Consider the following 16327-nt stretch of genomic DNA (forward strand, 5'->3'; position numbering starts at 1 on the left):
GTGATGAACAGGGCACGATTCTCAAATGGTACGGCATCCTGACGGACATCACCGAACGCAAGCGTGCCGAGGCGGAACTACGCGAATCGGAACAGAATTACCGCACGTTGTTCGAATCGATTGACGAAGGCTTTTGCACCATTGAAGTCTTGTTTGACCAGAACGAAAAGCCGGTCGATTATCGCTTTTTGCAAATCAGCCCATCTTTCGAACGGCAGACGGGAATCAAGAATGCCGCCGGCAGACGGATGCGCGAAATCGCGCCACAGCACGAAGAACACTGGTTCGAGATTTACGGCAGGATCGCCCTGACGGGCGAGCCGATGCGCTTTGAAAGCGAAGCCAAGCAACTCGGACGCTGGTATGACGTTTACGCATTCCGGGTCGAAGACCCCAGGCGCAAACGCGTCGGAATCCTTTTCAACGACATCACCGCACGCAAGCGAGCGGAAGCCGAAGCACGAGACAGTGAGCACCGCTATCGCGAAGTGCAGGCGGAGCTGACCCACGCAGGCCGGGTCGCGACGATGGGGCAGCTCATGGCCTCGATTGCCCATGAAATCAAACAACCCATCGCCGCGGTTGTTAACGGCGCACATGCCGGTTTGAACTGGCTCGATGCTCAACCGCCAGATCTGGAGGAGGTCCGGCAGACACTCAGTTTTATCGTCAGCGCCGGCAAGCATGCGGGCGACGTGATGGATCGTATCCGGGCCCTTATGAAGAAGGCGCCTCCGCGAAAGGAGGACCTGGATATCAACGAGGCGGCGCTTGAGGTCATAGCCCTGACCCGCGGCGAACTTTTGAAGCACGGCGTTTCGGTGCGGACGCAGCTCGCGGAGGGCCTACCAGTCATTCGAGCAGATCGGGTCCAACTGCAACAAGTGATTATCAACCTGATCATCAACGCTGTCGAAGCAATGCGCGATGTGGACGAAGACGATCGGGAGCTGCTCATCAACACCCGTAGTGAACCCGATGGCGTTTGCGTCGAGGTGCGAGATTCAGGGCCGGGCTTCGCCCCTGCGGATCTTGAGCGCCTGTTCGACGCTTTCTATACTACGAAATCGGGCGGTTTGGGCCTTGGGCTGTCGATCTGCCGCTCGATCATTGAAGCGCATAACGGAAGACTGTGGGCGAGGCCTAACCTGCCATGTGGCGCTATCTTCGGGTTCATTGCACCTGCTGTTCCGGCTACCGCATCCTAGTCGTGCGCGGCCCCGGATCTACAAGCTGGCAGAGCCAAGACCGCAAGGTGCTGCCGAGGCGCAAGAAGCGCCTCATATTGGTGGCCACGCCGAGCAATCACGAGTGGCTCGATGCCCGCATATTGCAGAACACCTATCAGCCTCTGGCATTCGGCGCTCGCGTCATGTCCTTTTCGGCCCCGGGGAGAGTGAACTGAATTACGGCGCCGCGAGGCTCGCTCACTCCCGCCCACAGATTGCCTCCATGCGCATGGATGATGGAGCGGCAGATCGAAAGCCCCATGCCCGTTCCACTTGACTTCGTGGTATAGAAAGCATCGAAGACCCGGTCGAGATGCACCGGATCAATCCCTGGCCCGGAATCGCGGACGGCCACGAGGACGCCCGTTTGATCCTGCGCGGTGCTGATCGACAGCTCTCTTGATCCCTCTTCAACCAAGCTCATTGCTTCAGCGGCATTTAGAATCAGGTTGAGCAAGACCTGTTGCAGCTGAATGCGATCTCCCAGAACCGGAAGCAATCCATCCGCAAGCCGCGTCTGGACGGAAACGCCATTCCTGTGGGTCACGCTTTGCACCAGTCCGATCACTTCGTGGATTGCCGCGTTGAGATCAAAACGCTCCTTTCGTGGCGGCGCTTTCTTGATTTGCTCTCTGATGCGATCGATGATTTCTCCTGATCGATCAGCATCCGCAACAATGCAGGCTAGTGCTTCCCTGACTTCGCCCAAGTCCGGCGGTGCAATGTTCAGAAAATTCTGGGCCGCCCGAGCGTTGTTGCGCGCGCTGGCGATCGGTTGCGCGATCTCGTGAGAGAGCGAGGCTGCCAGCTCTCCCATCACGCTAACGCGGTTCATGTGCGCGAAATCAGATTGCATCTGCTGCAATCGCGCCAGCGCTTGTGTGCGATCCTCGATGTCGGTCAGGAGAACGTACCAGCGCATAATACGCCCGGAATCGTCGCGAAGTGGAATGCCGCGGTTGTCAAACCAGCGATATTCCCCGTCGAAGCGGCGCAGGCGCTGTTCGAGATGGTATGGGACGCCGGAGGCGATCGACCTTGTGAACGCCTCGGCAACGTGAGGAAGGTCGTCAGGATGTATAGTTCCGTTCGCCCCCCAATTCCTCAACTCCTCCAACGACTGGCCGCAATATTCAAGGATTTGGCGATTGACGGCTTCGACCTCACCATTCGGGGCCAGAACCCCAACAAAACCCGGTATCCCGTCGATCGCCGAGCGCAAACCGCGCTCGCTTTCGCGCAACGCCTCCTCTGCGCGCTTGCGCTCAGTCAAATCGAGGACGAACCCGACGCCTTTGTCTCGTTGTTCGTCGAATGCCGCCGAGCCGACCAGCACGGGCACGCGGCTGCCGTCCTTACGGAAGTACTCCTTCTCATAGGGGTGCGCCACGCCGGTCTTCGTCGATTCTTCTTGGCTTCGCACGGTGCGGTCGCGCCATTCCGGTGGAGTCAGTTCGGTCCAGCGCACGTTGCCCGAAACCAAGTCATCACGGTCATATCCCACGATAGATAGAAACGCGTCATTGGCCTCAAGAATCCGGCCTTCGCGGTCGGCGATGAAGATCCCAATGATGTTGGCGTCGACCAAGCGCCGAATCTTCCCCTCCCGATCCGCGAGGTCGTCATAAAGCCGCGAGTTTTCGATCGATATCGCCGCCTGCGAAGCAAGCACCTTCAATAAGGCGACGCGGTCAGGTGTGAAAACGGTCGGCGCCAGATTGTTCTCAAGATAGAGAATCGCGGTGAGCTTTCCCTGGTTGATCAATGGCAAGCAGAGAATGGAACGCACACGACCTTGAACAATATAGTGATCGGCAGAAAATGCATTCTGAGATGTAGCGTCGTCAAGTATCACCGTCTCATGGGTGCGCATTCCATAGCGAACCAACGACTCCGGCAACGCCGCTGTGCTGTATGGCTCGCCCCGCAGATGCACGATTATATCCTCTCCACCAGCGATCGCTTCCGCCTCTATCTGTAGCTCATCGCCTCGCGGGACAATCAGCAGACCTCGTTCTGCACCGGCATGCTCGAGGGCTGCGCGCATGAGTTTGTCGATGAGTTTTTCCAGCATCATCTCGCCAGAAAGCGCTTGTGAGACCTCGATCATCGTCGCGAGATCGAGATCGCCGATCGGCGTTTCGATCGTGCCCGCTGGAGCCGGCGCACGCTCGTCCTGCCTCAGCCAGGGATAAAGCTGGTCGAGTTGCCGCACCTTTCCGTCGGCTCCCCATCGGAGATAACACCGCCGTGCGCTGTCCAGGTAAAGATGTGCAATTTTCTCGAAGTCGCGCGCCGCGTAAAAGCGAGCAGCCAACTCATGGGCGAGCGCTTCGTTGTGGACAAAGCTGTTTGCCTGGGCCGAGCGGATCGCCCGCTCGTAAAGTCGCTCGGCATCCAGCTCGCGACCTTCCAAGCGGGCGATCTCGGCACCGACAAGGGCGGCGCGGTTCTCGAAATTTTCGGGGCAATTCTCCGCCCAGATCCCGATCTGTTCGTGATGCGCGGCCAGAGCCTCCAAATGCTGTCGGCGCTGATCGGCCGAAGCGGAGTCATAGGATGAGGCGCGCGCGAGCGCGCTGTAAAAGTGATACTCCGCGACTTCGATGGCCGGAAGCGACGTCCAGAGCAGGGGTTGCGCTCTAAGCGACGCGTCGATGGCCGCCGAAAAGTCGCCGGCCAGGAAGCTCCCCTGCAGCTTGCGAATCCAATACCAGCACTCGGCAAATGCCAGGTTCCGGTTACCAGACAGACGACTTACGATGCGGCCTTCATCGAATTCCTCATCATCGAAAGAGCCGAATCTGCGGGTCGACCCGCGCAACATTCGGACCAGCGCAAGCTGCGTCGCGATGACGTCGATGACGAGCCCGAATTGCATCTGCTGTGCCAACGCGAGTCCCTGCTCTGCCTCGCGCTGAACTTCGTTGAGCGGATCGCCAACCATGAGCATGTTGGAATTCAGGTGGGCGCGGCTGTACACCGCATAAGTGAGATCGCCCGTCTTGTTCGCAACGTCGAATGCCCGATGCAGCAGATCGCGACCACTGGCGGCATGCCTCGTCCATGGCGTAACCTGGTTGCCGAAATTCATGAAAATCCGGGCCAGGAAGTGCTTCAAATCGCGCCGCTCGACCAGTTCGTAGCCGACTCGGCCAAACCGATATCCGGCCCTGTAGTCCCCGAAAAACGGGCCTGCAACCATTCCTACCCGAACATACGCATTGGACGAGCCATCGCTGTTGCCACGTTCGAGGCTGAGCCTGACCGCCCCACAGCTGACCAGAGCCAGCAGGTTCGCATCCGTGAACACCGCGGGTGGCCCGAGCTTGGTCAGAACATCGAGAAGGGCGAGTGATGCGGGATCGGTCATCAATGGCAGGTCAACCAGCTCCTCGATCGCGCGACCGCCGAGCTTGGACCAGATCAGCTGATATTCGCGGCGCACCTCCTCGTCCGCAGGATGCGCCGTCCATACCACGCCAACATGCTGGAGACACTCGAGGCCGACGGCGACGGCTTCGCTCATCCGGCCGCGGGTTGTGCATACGTCGATTCTCAGGCATGCAACGGCCGCCCGTTCGACGATATTGGCGGCGCGGGCTGACAGCAGCGTCAGCCGATTCTCTGCGGCGGCGAGCTCGCCTGTGAAGAATTCGCATTCGGCCCGGTGCAGCTCCAGTTCGAACACCAGTTCGCGTCGGCGCTCCCACGAATCTTCCGGCAGCTCTGCCGCACCAGCAACCAGATACTTCAGCGCCGCGCCATGGGCCGTCGACGTCTTTGCGCGCTTGGCCGCAATCAGATTCAGTCGGGCCAGCTGCTCGCGCTCATCGGATGAGGAGATCAATGGCGCTCCGCGATTGAGCTGATTGACGATTTCGAAAATCGCCTGCTCGCGTTGCTCCGGCGCCGTGCTCATCAACAGCAGGCGACCGATCCGAAAGTGAGCTTCGGCGCGAGACGCTTCGGGAATCAGGGAATATGCGGCTTCCTGCACCCGATCATGGATGAACCGGTAGAAGTCTCCCCGGCGCTCGACCACTTCCTCGCAGAGCGCATCCCAGAAAGCCACGTGAACTTGATCTTGCGGGATCTTCAGAACGATCGCCAGCGTGGTTGTGTCGGCGACCGCGCCGAGACAGGCGAGCTGCTTCAGAGCCAGCTGTGTACTTTCCGGACGGCGAACCAACTTCCGAACTATGAGGTCCACCACATTGTCGGTGTACGCCTTCGCATGAAGGCGCTCGAGGTCCCAGGACCATCGCGCCCGCTCGTGATCGAAGGCTAGGAGACTCTCGTCGGCGAGCACATGTAGGAATTGGATCACGAAGAACGGGTTGCCGTCCGTCTTTGCGTGGACCAACGCCGCGAGCCGGTGAGCCTGCTCGGCATCGCAGCGAAGCGAGTCCGCAACAAGGTTTCCGAGGTCATTGATCGTCAGGGGCGCCAGCTTGATATCGTGCACCTTGCCGGTTGCACGCATCGCGTCCAGCTTGCGCGTGAGTGGATGCGCCGCGGTGACCTCGTTATCGCGGAAGGCGCCGATGAGCAGGAGATTGCGGAGATCGGACCGACTCAACAGGTCTTCCAAAAGGTCCAGCGTCGCCACATCGAGCCATTGCAAGTCATCGAAGAATAGAGCCAAGGGATGTTCCGCCCGAGCAAAGACGCCAATCATTTGCCGAAGCACCATCTGGAAGCGCCGTTTCGCGTCCGGCGGCGGAAGCTCTGGGACCGGCAGTGGCACTCCGACGAGGATCCTCAGCTCAGGAACGAGATCCACCATTAGTCCAGCGTTGGATCCCAGCGCTTCCTGCAAGGCGTCGCGCCATGGCGCAAGGTCGGCATCGCTCTTGCCGAGCAGCGGTCGGATCAGGCTCTGAAGCGCCTGTGCCAGCGTCGCGTACGGAATATCACGTTTGAGCCGATCGAATTTCCCGGAAGCGAACAGGCCGCGCGGTGCTACCAGCACCGGCTGTAGTTCGTTGACGACCGAGGACTTGCCGATGCCGGAATAGCCGGAGACCAGAACCAGTTCCGGGGCGCCACCGCTGACGACACGATTGAACGAGGCGAGCAGGATCCCGACTTCGCGCTGCCGGCCGTAGAGCTTCTCGGGAATCAGTAGCCGGTCGGGTGTGTCGTGTTCGCCGAGCGGAAAGTCATCGATCCGCTGCTCTGCCTCCCATTCGGCCTGACAGCGGCGAAGGTCACCTTCGAGGCCGGCGGCGGTCTGATAGCGGTCTTCGGCTCTCTTCGCGAGCAGCTTCATGACGATCGCCGAGACCGCGCAGGGAATGTCTTTCAGCCGCTCGGCAGGCGCCACCGGCCGCCTGGCAAGATGGCAGTGCACCCATTCCATCGGCTCCATGGCGGTAAACGGCAAGACACCGGTGAGCATCTGATAGAAGGTCACGCCGAGTGCGTAGAGGTCGCTGCGGGAATCGATTGATCGGTTCATCCGTCCGGTCTGTTCCGGCGCCATGTAGGCGAGCGTTCCGGCGATCGTCTCTGGAGGACGAGGTGACTGACGTTCGCGCACGAAGCGCGAGGCGATGCCGAACCCGGTCAGCCGCACCTCGCCAGTCGCCTCATTCAGCAGAATGTTGCCCGGCTTGATGTCCTTGTGGACGAGCCCGCGCTGGTGAAGCTTGCCCAGAGCCGTCGCGACGGGAATGGCGAGACGCAAGAAGCGCCCCGCTTCGATGGGCGCGCCGAGCAAGCGGTCGAGTGGCTCGCTGTCCGCATCATCGAGGATCAGCATGGTTCGCTCGGCATCGCGGATGAGGTCCAACGGCTGCACCGCCCACGTCGCGTCGAGTTCATCCTTCAGTTCGTATTCGTGCGTAAGGCGCTCGAGGCTCGAACGTGATGGGTGGTCGGCTGCAGGAAGAGCGACCAGCACGGCGCGACGCTTACCGTCATCCTCTAATTGCCAGCCACGGTGAAAGACGCGTTCGCTGTCTCTCCACAAGACCTGAGAGCCACCGTCCAAGTAAGCAACGTTCAGCGAATGCGGCACCATCATCAGCCTCCGGCATCCGTAGCTCGAATTGAGATCGGCCAACCAGGCTCTTACGTGCGCAATGCGCCCGGCCCCTTTCCAGGGCCCGCACAAATCGTACCGCACCGTCTGAGAAATGCCAGCCGTCGGTTTGTCTTGTTCGATCCAAAGTGCCTGGTTCCGCCTCTGAACAAGTTGTTCAAGCTGAACGCGGCGACCGGCGAGAAGCTTTGGATGTACGATCCGGAGGTTCCGACGTCTTGGGTGCCAAACAGCTTGTCGCGGTGTGGCGTACTATGAGAATCCCAAGGCCACAGCCGGCCAGGCCTGCGCGGCACGCATCATCGAGGGAACGCTCGACATGCGCCTGATCGCCGTGGACGCCAGGACGGGTCAGCCATGCCAGGAGTTCGGTCCGTTCGGAATGCCCAGCTTCATTCCGCTCGAGATCGGCACGCCGAACAATGGCGGATCGGTCGTGACCGCAGGCGGGCCGATCTTCATCTCGGCGGTAACCGACGATCTGATCAAAGCGATCGACATCAAGACCGGCGAGATCGTCTGGAGTGACGTCCTGCCCGCGGGCGGCCAGGCCACGCCGATCGTCTATGAGCAGGATGGCAAGGAGTATGTGGTCATCATGGCGGACGGCCATCACTTCATGATGACGCCCCCGGGCGACTCGCTGATCGCCTACGCCCTGCCGGACAAGAAGTAAGAATGCGATCTCGGCAACGCGCGGCATCACCCGATGCCGCGCGTTGTGCTGTCTGCAGAACACGACGCGCCACGCCGAGCAACTCACGAGCGCCTCACTTGCAGCAATTTGGCGCGATTTGCCGGCCTTTACTCGCGCAGATGGCACGCGTCGATCAAATAGAGGTCAGCCAAGTCAAGCGAGACAAGGCAACTGTAACACCGAAGGACATCTCATGACGGTACTTGAAGCATCCAAATCGAAGAACTCATCGGGCGTGACCCGCTCCGGCCGACTGTTCGTTCTCGAGTTGAGTGGGGACCGCATTCACGCGATGAATCCGGACGGTTCCGACCGCAAGATCATCGTCACGAATGGCCGTTTCCCCGACGGCATCGCCGTGGATGTGGAGGCGGGCCACATCTACTGGACCAACATGGGTGTTCCCCCTCTCAACGATGGCTCGATCGAACGCGTCGACCTCGATGGCGGAAACCGCAAGGTCATCATTCCGCGAGGCGTTACGTACACGCCGAAGCAGATGCACCTCGATAAGGCGGGAAAGAAGCTTTACTGGTGCGACCGTGAAGGTATGCGCGTGATGCGTGCCAACCTCGATGGCTCGCAGGTCGAAACGCTGGTCAAAACCGGCGACGGCGACAACGACCGGAAAGATCAAAACCGCTGGTGCGTCGGAATCACCGTCGATCCCAAACGGCGGCACATCTACTGGACGCAAAAGGGTCCCGACAATGGCGAGGAGGGTCGCATCTTCCGCGCCGGCATCGATATTCCGAAGGGCGAGACTCCGACGAACCGCTCCGACATCGAGGTGCTGTTCGATCGTCTGCCGGAGCCGATCGACCTCGAGCTCGATCTGACCAACCGCATCCTCTACTGGACCGACCGCGGCGATCCTCCGCGCGGCAACACCGTCAATCGCGCGCCGATCGACACAAAGGCCGACCCTGAAATCGTGGTCACGCATCTGATGGAGGGCATCGGCATCGCGCTCGATGTGCCCGGCAACCGCATGTTCGTCACCGACTTTGCCGGCTCAGTCTATTCCGCAGATCTCGATGGCAAGAACCAGCGCAACTTCCTCTACGCCCAGGGCAATCTCACCGGCATCGCCTACGCCGAAATCTGATCGGAGAACACGACATGACCAACACCAAACCCATTCACCGCATCGCCATCATCGGCACCGGCGTGATTGGCGCGAGCTGGGCCTCGCTGTTTCTCGCCAAGGGGTTGCAGGTTGTCGCGACCGACCCCGCGCCGAACGCGGAAGCCTCGCTCCGGAAGTTCGTGGAGACGGCCTGGCCGGCGCTCAAGCGACTCGGCCTGTCGGCGGGCGCGTCGCAGTCGAACCTCAAGTTCACGAAAGATCTCGCGCAGGCGGTCGCCGACGTCGACCTCGTCCAGGAAAACGGGCCCGAGCGGATCGATTTCAAGCAGAAGCTCTACGGGCAGCTCGACGAACTGCTGCCACCCGAGGTGATCATCGCCTCGAGCTCGTCGGGACTCACCATGAGCGAAATCCAGAAGGGCGCCAAGACCCATCCCGAGCGCTGTGTCATCGGCCATCCCTTCAATCCGCCACACCTGATCCCGCTGACCGAGATTGTCGGCGGAGCAAAGACCTCGGAAGCGACAATCCAGCGCGCGGCGGAATTCTACACGTCGATCGGGCAAAAGACGGTGCGCATCAACAAGGAGATGCCCGGTCACGTCGCCAACCGGCTGCAGGCCGCATTGGGGCGTGAGGTCTACTACCTCGTCGCCGAAGGGATCGTGAGCGCCGCCGACGCCGACACCGCCCTCTCCTGGGGGCCGGGCCTGCGCTGGGGAATCATGGGCAACATGATGCTCAACCACCTCGGCGGCGGTTCGGGCGGCATCGAGCACTTCTTCCAGCAGTTCGTTGGTCCAATGACGGCCTGGTGGAAGACCCTCGGCTCACCCGTGCTGACGCCTGAAGTGCAAAAGAAGCTCATCGACAGCGTCCACGCGGAGGTCGGATCGCGCTCCATCGCGGCGCTGGAGGCCGAACGCGACGAAGCCCTGCTTGGCCTGCTGGAGCTGCGCAACAAGGTCGCCAAGTCGAACCAGGCCAAATCGATCGAGCCGGTCGCATAAGCCAAGGCGCAACCACGGAGATCGGGCACGCAACTGACGCGCCCTCATTTCTTCCGACCTTCAGGCCACAGCAACAGGAGACCCAGAATGCTTACCAAAACCCCGAAGCAGCTTCCGACTCCGAACAGCGATTTCTATCACCTCGCGGATACCTTGAACGCAGACGAACGAGCGATTCTGCAGAAGGTACGCACGTTCATGGAGTCCAAAGTCCAGCCCATCATCAACAAGTACTGGGTCGACGACGCTTTTCCTTTCGAGCTGCTGCCTGCATTCAAGGAGCTCAACCTCGCCGGAGTCGGCATCCAGGGATACGGTTGCGCCGGCGGGAATCAATTGCTGGTCGGCCTTGTTGCGATGGAAATGGCGCGGGTCGATTCCTCGTTCGCAACCTTCTTCGGCGTCCACAGCGGCCTAGCGATGGGTTCAATCGCGATCGCTGGAACGGAGGAGCAAAAGCAAAAGTGGCTGCCGCCGATGGCGCGTATGGAGAAGATCGGCTGCTTCGGCCTGACCGAGCCGCTGGTCGGCTCCGGCGCGGGTGGCGGCCTGACCACGACGGCAAAACGCGAGGGCGACACCTGGGTCCTTAACGGCCAGAAGCGGTGGATCGGCAACGCGCCATGGTGCGACATCTCGATCATCTGGGCACGCGACGTCGACGACAACCAGGTCAAGGGCTTCATCGTCGAAAACAAGACCACGCCCGGCTTCAGCGTCGCGAAGATGCAGAACAAGATCGCACTCAAAGTGGTCCAGAACGGACAGATCACGATGAAAGACTGCCGAGTGCCGGAAGCAAATCATCTCGGAGCGGGCACCCAGTCCTTCCGCGACACCGCGCGCGTGCTGCGTGGGACGCGGTTCCTTGTGGGATGGGAAACGACCGGATGCCAGATGGGTGCATACGAGAACGCGCTCAAATACGCACAGGAACGATTGCAGTTCGGAAAGCCAATCGGCTCGTTCCAGATCATTCAGGACCTCCTTGCGAAGATGCTCGGCAACATCACTGCTTGCCAATGCATGGTTGCTCGCACGGCCCAGCTCGCGGACGAAGGCAAGCTTACAGACCAGCAATCGGCGCTTGCGAAGGCGTTCACGACGTCCAAGACGCGCGAGACGGTCACCTGGGCGCGGGAGCTGCTCGGCGGCAACGGCATCCTCGTCGACTACAACGTCGCGCGCTTCTTTGCCGATGCCGAGGCGCTCTATTCCTACGAGGGCACGTACCAGATGCAGCACCTGATCGTCGGCAAGGAAATCACCGGCTTCAGCGCCTTCATCTGAGATCGCAACCGAGCCGGCGCTTCGCGGCGGCTCGTGAACTGGAAAGAGAGACAACATGTCATCGACAACACCGACACTCGCAAACGTCCTCTACGAAAAGCGCGGCGCGACCGCCTATCTGACCATCAACCGGCCCAAGGTGCTCAACGCCCTGAACACAGCGACATGGAAGGACCTGCGAACTGCATTCGAGGATGCACGGAACGACGCGGCCGTGCGCGGCGTCATTCTCACCGGCGCGGGCGACAAGGCATTCGTCGCCGGCGCCGACATCAGCGAGCTCGCGCATGCGAGTCCGATCGACGCCGAACGGTCCAGCCGCTACGGGCAGGAGGTGCTGGATCTCGTCGAAAATCTCGGCAAGCCGGTGATCGCGGCCATCAACGGCTTTGCACTCGGCGGCGGTTGCGAGACGGCCATGGCATGCACCATACGCATCGCCGTCGAGCATGCGAAATTCGGCCAGCCCGAGGTCAAGCTTGGATTGCTTCCCGGCGGCGGCGGCACGCAGCGACTGCCGCGCCTGGTCGGAAAGGGCCGCGCGCTCCAGCTCATTCTGTCCGGAGAGACCATCAGCGCGCAGGAAGCCTATCGCATCGGGCTCGTCAACGAGGTCGTTCCAGCGGCCGATCTCATCCCGCGTGCGGAAGCCATCCTGAAGATGATCGCCTCGAACGCGCCAATAGCAGTCAGGCAGTCGCTCGAAGCGGTCAACAAGGGATTGGACACGAGCCAAAGCGAGGGCTTCGCGCTGGAAGCCTCCTACTTCGGACTGTGCGCCGGGACGGAGGACAAGAGAGAAGGCACGTCCGCCTTCCTCGAAAAGCGCGCCCCGCAGTTCCTGGGCCGGTGAAGCAAGCACGACGATTTAGGAGAGACCCAATGGCAAGCGACAACATTTTTTCTGGACTCAAGGTGGTTGACTTCTCGAGCTTCGTCGCGGCACCCAGCGCCGCCGTCATCCTGTCGGATTTCGGCGCCGACGTCATCAAAGTCGAACCGCCGAGCGGTGATCCCTGGAGACATGGGCACAAGATCGCGCCGCAGCCGGAGGCGGACGAACCCTATCAGTTCCATCTCGCCAACCGCAACAAGCGCAGCATCACGCTCGACCTGAAGTCGCCCAGCGCCCATCAGGTCCTCCAGCAGCTTGTCACGTGGGCCGACGTATTCATCGTCAATACGCCACATCCCGCGCGCAAAAAATTGAATCTCGAATACGACGATGTGGTGCGCTGGAATCCGCGCCTGATCTACGCAGACCTCACCGGCTTCGGCGAAAAGGGACCGGATGCCAATCTGCCGGGCTTCGACATCACATCATACTGGGCGCGCAGCGGCCTGCTGTCGATGACGCGCGACGCGGGCGCGCCGCCGACCTGGCCGGTGGGAGGAAGCGGCGATAACGCGACGGCCGTCGGAATCTATTCGGCGGTCGTCACGGCGCTCTACCGCCGCGAGCGCACCGGCAAGGGGGCGTATGTCACGACCTCGCTGCTTGCCGAGGGTGTCTGGTCGGCAAGCGTTTCGATCCAGGCCGCGCTGGTCGGTGCAAAGTTCTTTGGGCTGCATGATCGCAAGCATCCGGCCAGCGCGGCGCTCAACGTGTACCGCGCCTCCGACGGCACTTGGTTCGTCCTCATCGTCACGCCCGACAAGTTGGCCGCCGTGGCGAAAGCGATCGGCCGGCCGGGACTCCTGAGCGATCCGCGATTTTCTGATCCGGCGAAGCTGACGGCGAATATGCCGCAGCTCGCGGCCATCCTTGACGAAGTCTTCGCCGCGCAGCCGATGGCGCACTGGCACGAGGTTTTCAGTGGCGTACACGTCACGTTCGGCGCCGTGCGCGGACCGCAAGAGGTCATCGAGGATCCGCAGTTGCGGGCAAACGATATCATCGTTCCGCTCGAAGGCGCGGGCGGCAAGCTGACTTCGACGATCAGTAGTCCGATCCAGCTGCACGGGGTCGTTAAGGTGCCGGCGCGGCGCGCGCCGGATCTCGGTGAGCACACTGAAGAGATCCTCCGTGATCTGGGATTTGACGCAAAGGGCATCGAGGACCTGCGCGCGAGCGGCGCGGTGCCGAAAGTCAGGGAACACGCCTAAAACGCGGCGGCGAAGAGTACCGAACAAAGGAGCAAACAATGAGCGACATCATCACCGAGCGTACCGGCGCGATCCTGCGGGTCCAGCTTAATCGCCCGGCCCAGAAGAACGCGATGACGTCGGGCATGTACACGAGCCTGGCCGATATCCTCAACGAAGCCGACAAGGACGACGCGGTCCGTGTCGTGCTGTGGCACAGCGCCGGAAACGCGTTCTGCGCCGGCAACGACGTCGTGGATTTCCTCAAGAATCCGCCCAAACCGGGTCACTTTCCGCAGGGCGACTTGATGGACGCATTCGTCGGAATCGAAAAGCCGATCGTCGTGGCCGTGCAAGGCGCGGCGATCGGTGGCGGAACCACGATGCTGACCCACTGCGATTTCGTCTACGCGGGCGAGAGCGCCAAATTCCAGCTGCCGTTCATCAACCTGGCGCTGGTGCCGGAATTCGGATCGAGCTTTTCGATACCGGCGCGCGTAGGCCATCTCCGGGCGGCGGAATTGTACTTGCTGGGAGAGCCCTTCACTGCCCCGCGAGCGGTGGAGCTGGGCCTGGCAACTCGCGTGGTGCCCGACAGTGATCTGCTCGCGACCGCCACCGCAACGGCGGAGAAGCTTGCGGCAAAACCGAGCGGCGCGTTGCTGGCGAGCAAGCGACTCCTCAAGCAGGCTTCGATTGGCCAGCTCAAAGAGGCTATCAAGAGTGAAAGCCGGGAGTTTATGGAGCGGGTAAGCGGGCCAGACGCCAAGGAAGCGCTCTCGGCCTTCCTCGAGAAGCGTCCACCCAATTTTACAAAGAGCCCGACGCACGTGGCCGCCGAGTAGCCCGCGCTCGTGGAATTGATGGGCGTCGCGCCGAGCTTGGTGCGGCGCAAGCTGGAAATTGAGGGGCGCCAGCGCGGCCCCAAGCGGAAATGCGTGGAGCCGATATGAAACACGTCTTGAGCACGGTCACGTTCGCCCTGGGAGCCCTGGGCTTCGTGGTGTTCCTGAGCATGTTGAAGCCAGAACCGCTCAGTGCAGTCACGGCGCTCAGCAAGTCCGCGCATTGCAAAATGGCGGCCTCTCGCTCGCCGGGATGCCTCAGCGACCCCGGATGGCTGGGGCGTTGAGAGCATTCCGACAGACGCTCGCTGACACCGAACACAAACCGAGGTGAACCAATGTATGCGATGCTTGCTGAGACCCGGCCCGACGAAGCAACCGCTGTTGTCGAGGCTCCCCATCAAGAGCGCAAGCGGGTCATCGTCATCGGGGGCGGCTTTGCCGGGATCGCCGCGACACGGGCGCTGCGGCGCGCTGATGTCGATATCGTACTGATCGACCGCCGCAACCACCACATCTTTCAGCCGCTGCTCTACCAGGTGGCGACGGCGGTGCTCTCAGCCGCGGAGATCGCAGCGCCGATCCGTCAGCTCGAGGTCAAACAGCAAAACCTCAGCGTGCTTCTGGCGGAGGTCACCGGCGTCGATGTTGCGTCCCGCACCATCGAGGCGTCCTCCCCTGGCGTGGGCGTCCGCAAGATCGCCTACGACTATCTGGTGGTCGCGACCGGCATGCGCCCGAGCTACTTCGGGCACGATGAGTTCGCGCGATTTGCCCCGGCGCTCAAGAGCCTCAACGACGCAGAGACGATCCGAGCCAAGATCCTGAGCGCGTTCGAAGTTGCCGCAACGACCGAGGACGCAAGCGAACGCGCGCGCCAGATGACATTCGTGCTGGTCGGCGCAGGCCCCACCGGGGTGGAACTCGCGGCATCCCTCGCGCAAATGGTGAAAGTCACGCTGCGCGGAAACTTTCGCCACATCGATCCGGCGCAGGCCAGCATCATTCTGCTCGACGCAGGGCAGCGGGTTCTGCCGACCTTTGCTGAACCACTGTCACGCAGGGTGACCCGACGACTCGCGAAGCTCGGCGTGAAGGTCTTGACCGGAGTGAAGGTCGAGACCGTCGACGCGGAGGGCGTGGTTGCCGGCGGAAGCCGAATCCCCAGCGCTACTGTGCTGTGGACCGCTGGGGTTGCTGCCTCACCCATTCCAAAGATGCTCGGCACCAAGACCGACCGCGCGGGGCGCGCACTCGTTGATCCCTTCCTCAAGGTCGTAGACGCGCCCGGAGTGTTCGTCGTGGGCGATGCGGCGTCGATCATGCAACATGAACACCCTGTGCCCGGCGTGGCGCAAGCCGCGATCCAGGAAGGACGCTACGTCGGGCGGCTCATCGCGAAGGAGCTGAAGGGCCAAGAAGAGAAACGACCGTTCCACTATTTCGACAAAGGCAATATGGCGGTCGTTGGCAAGAATTACGCCGTGCTGGAGCGAGGCTGGTTGCGGACAAGCGGGTCCCTGACCTGGCTGATCTGGGCGTGCGTTCACATCCTCGCTCTGCCGCAGCTACAGAATCGCCTGCGCGTGCAGCGGCAGTGGCTCTGGTCGTATTTCACCGGCCAGCGCAGCTCGCGCCTGATCCCCGAGCCCGCGCGGGTCGCTACTCCCGGGTCCGATCATTGAGGGGCCGCTTGCGCCATGAACACGGTCTACCTCCCTGCATTGGCAGCGTTGGCGGGGTCGACGATCGGCGGCCTTACGTCGCTCGCGTCAGCCTGGCTCACGCTGCACCATCAGGATCGCGCAAAGCGGCTGTCGGGGGAAAAGACCAGACGGCAAAAGCTGTACAAGCAATTCATCGATGAGGCCTCGAAGCTCTACGCCGACGCGCTCGTTCACGATCGGGCGGAAGTCTCGGCACTGGTCAGCGTCTACGCGCTGATCAACCGGATGCGTGTCGTATCAAGCACCGCCGTGATCGAGAAGGCAGACGCGGTCATTCATTTGATCATCGACACATATTTCATGCC

Annotated in this window: 11 protein-coding genes; 10 read left to right on the forward strand and 1 reads right to left on the reverse strand. The window is 61.5% G+C overall.

What is annotated here, in order from left to right; genetic code table 11:
• Positions 1-1208 (forward strand): PAS domain-containing sensor histidine kinase (locus Q3C01_RS43355; RefSeq protein ID WP_458151449.1); only part of this gene is annotated, 1208 nt, incomplete at its 5' end.
• Positions 1209-1344: 136 nt separating this feature from the next.
• On the opposite strand, the gene Q3C01_RS43360 is transcribed toward Q3C01_RS43355, so the two are convergent.
• Entirely contained in the window at positions 1345-7257 is a 5913-nt protein-coding gene (locus Q3C01_RS43360; protein ID WP_458151459.1) for an AAA family ATPase, read from the reverse strand.
• A gap of 220 nt (positions 7258-7477) precedes the next feature.
• Here Q3C01_RS43360 and Q3C01_RS43365 point away from each other — a divergent pair, with 220 nt between their 5' ends.
• The 9 genes from Q3C01_RS43365 to Q3C01_RS43405 all read left to right on the forward strand — a co-directional run.
• Positions 7478-7954 carry a hypothetical protein gene (locus Q3C01_RS43365; RefSeq protein WP_458151460.1) on the forward strand — a complete coding sequence of 159 codons (477 nt, stop codon included), beginning with the start codon at positions 7478-7480 and terminating at the stop codon, positions 7952-7954.
• A 214-nt stretch (positions 7955-8168) separates the two neighbouring features.
• Positions 8169-9083 carry a 3-hydroxyacyl-CoA dehydrogenase gene (locus tag Q3C01_RS43370; protein ID WP_458151450.1) on the forward strand — a complete coding sequence of 305 codons (915 nt, stop codon included), beginning with the start codon at positions 8169-8171 and terminating at the stop codon, positions 9081-9083.
• Between the two features lie 14 nt (positions 9084-9097).
• Positions 9098-10075 carry a 3-hydroxyacyl-CoA dehydrogenase NAD-binding domain-containing protein gene (locus Q3C01_RS43375; protein WP_458151451.1) on the forward strand — a complete coding sequence of 326 codons (978 nt, stop codon included), beginning with the start codon at positions 9098-9100 and terminating at the stop codon, positions 10073-10075.
• 87 nt (positions 10076-10162) lie between these two features.
• Positions 10163-11365 (forward strand): acyl-CoA dehydrogenase family protein, encoded by a 1203-nt coding sequence (locus tag Q3C01_RS43380; RefSeq protein WP_458151453.1) that lies wholly within the window; start codon positions 10163-10165, stop codon positions 11363-11365.
• A 55-nt stretch (positions 11366-11420) separates the two neighbouring features.
• Entirely contained in the window at positions 11421-12218 is a 798-nt protein-coding gene (locus Q3C01_RS43385) for an enoyl-CoA hydratase-related protein (RefSeq protein WP_458151454.1), read from the forward strand.
• A gap of 29 nt (positions 12219-12247) precedes the next feature.
• On the forward strand, positions 12248-13471 hold the full coding sequence (locus Q3C01_RS43390; RefSeq protein WP_458151455.1) for a CaiB/BaiF CoA transferase family protein: 1224 nt from the start codon (positions 12248-12250) through the stop codon (positions 13469-13471).
• A 38-nt stretch (positions 13472-13509) separates the two neighbouring features.
• Positions 13510-14295 carry an enoyl-CoA hydratase gene (locus Q3C01_RS43395; RefSeq protein ID WP_458151456.1) on the forward strand — a complete coding sequence of 262 codons (786 nt, stop codon included), beginning with the start codon at positions 13510-13512 and terminating at the stop codon, positions 14293-14295.
• Between the two features lie 338 nt (positions 14296-14633).
• Positions 14634-15980: an NAD(P)/FAD-dependent oxidoreductase gene (locus Q3C01_RS43400; RefSeq protein WP_458151457.1), complete on the forward strand. Its 1347-nt coding sequence runs from the start codon at positions 14634-14636 to the stop codon at positions 15978-15980.
• 15 nt (positions 15981-15995) lie between these two features.
• Positions 15996-16327, forward strand: a 332-nt coding sequence (locus tag Q3C01_RS43405; RefSeq protein ID WP_458151458.1) for a hypothetical protein, incomplete at its 3' end; no start/stop codon positions are given.

Source organism: Bradyrhizobium sp. UFLA05-109 (assembly GCF_054185165.1).

What these genes read in the sequence shown, in the direction of transcription:
- Q3C01_RS43395 (WP_458151456.1), top strand. Translation starts at nt 13,510, where the DNA reads ATGAGCGACATCATCACCGAGCGTACCGGCGCGATCCTGCGGGTCCAG.
- Q3C01_RS43380 (WP_458151453.1), top strand. Translation starts at nt 10,163, where the DNA reads ATGCTTACCAAAACCCCGAAGCAGCTTCCGACTCCGAACAGCGATTTC.
- Q3C01_RS43370 (WP_458151450.1), top strand. Translation starts at nt 8,169, where the DNA reads ATGACGGTACTTGAAGCATCCAAATCGAAGAACTCATCGGGCGTGACC.
- Q3C01_RS43390 (WP_458151455.1), top strand. Translation starts at nt 12,248, where the DNA reads ATGGCAAGCGACAACATTTTTTCTGGACTCAAGGTGGTTGACTTCTCG.
- Q3C01_RS43400 (WP_458151457.1), top strand. Translation starts at nt 14,634, where the DNA reads ATGTATGCGATGCTTGCTGAGACCCGGCCCGACGAAGCAACCGCTGTT.
- Q3C01_RS43360 (WP_458151459.1), bottom strand. Translation starts at nt 7,257, where the DNA reads ATGGTGCCGCATTCGCTGAACGTTGCTTACTTGGACGGTGGCTCTCAG.
- Q3C01_RS43375 (WP_458151451.1), top strand. Translation starts at nt 9,098, where the DNA reads ATGACCAACACCAAACCCATTCACCGCATCGCCATCATCGGCACCGGC.
- Q3C01_RS43385 (WP_458151454.1), top strand. Translation starts at nt 11,421, where the DNA reads ATGTCATCGACAACACCGACACTCGCAAACGTCCTCTACGAAAAGCGC.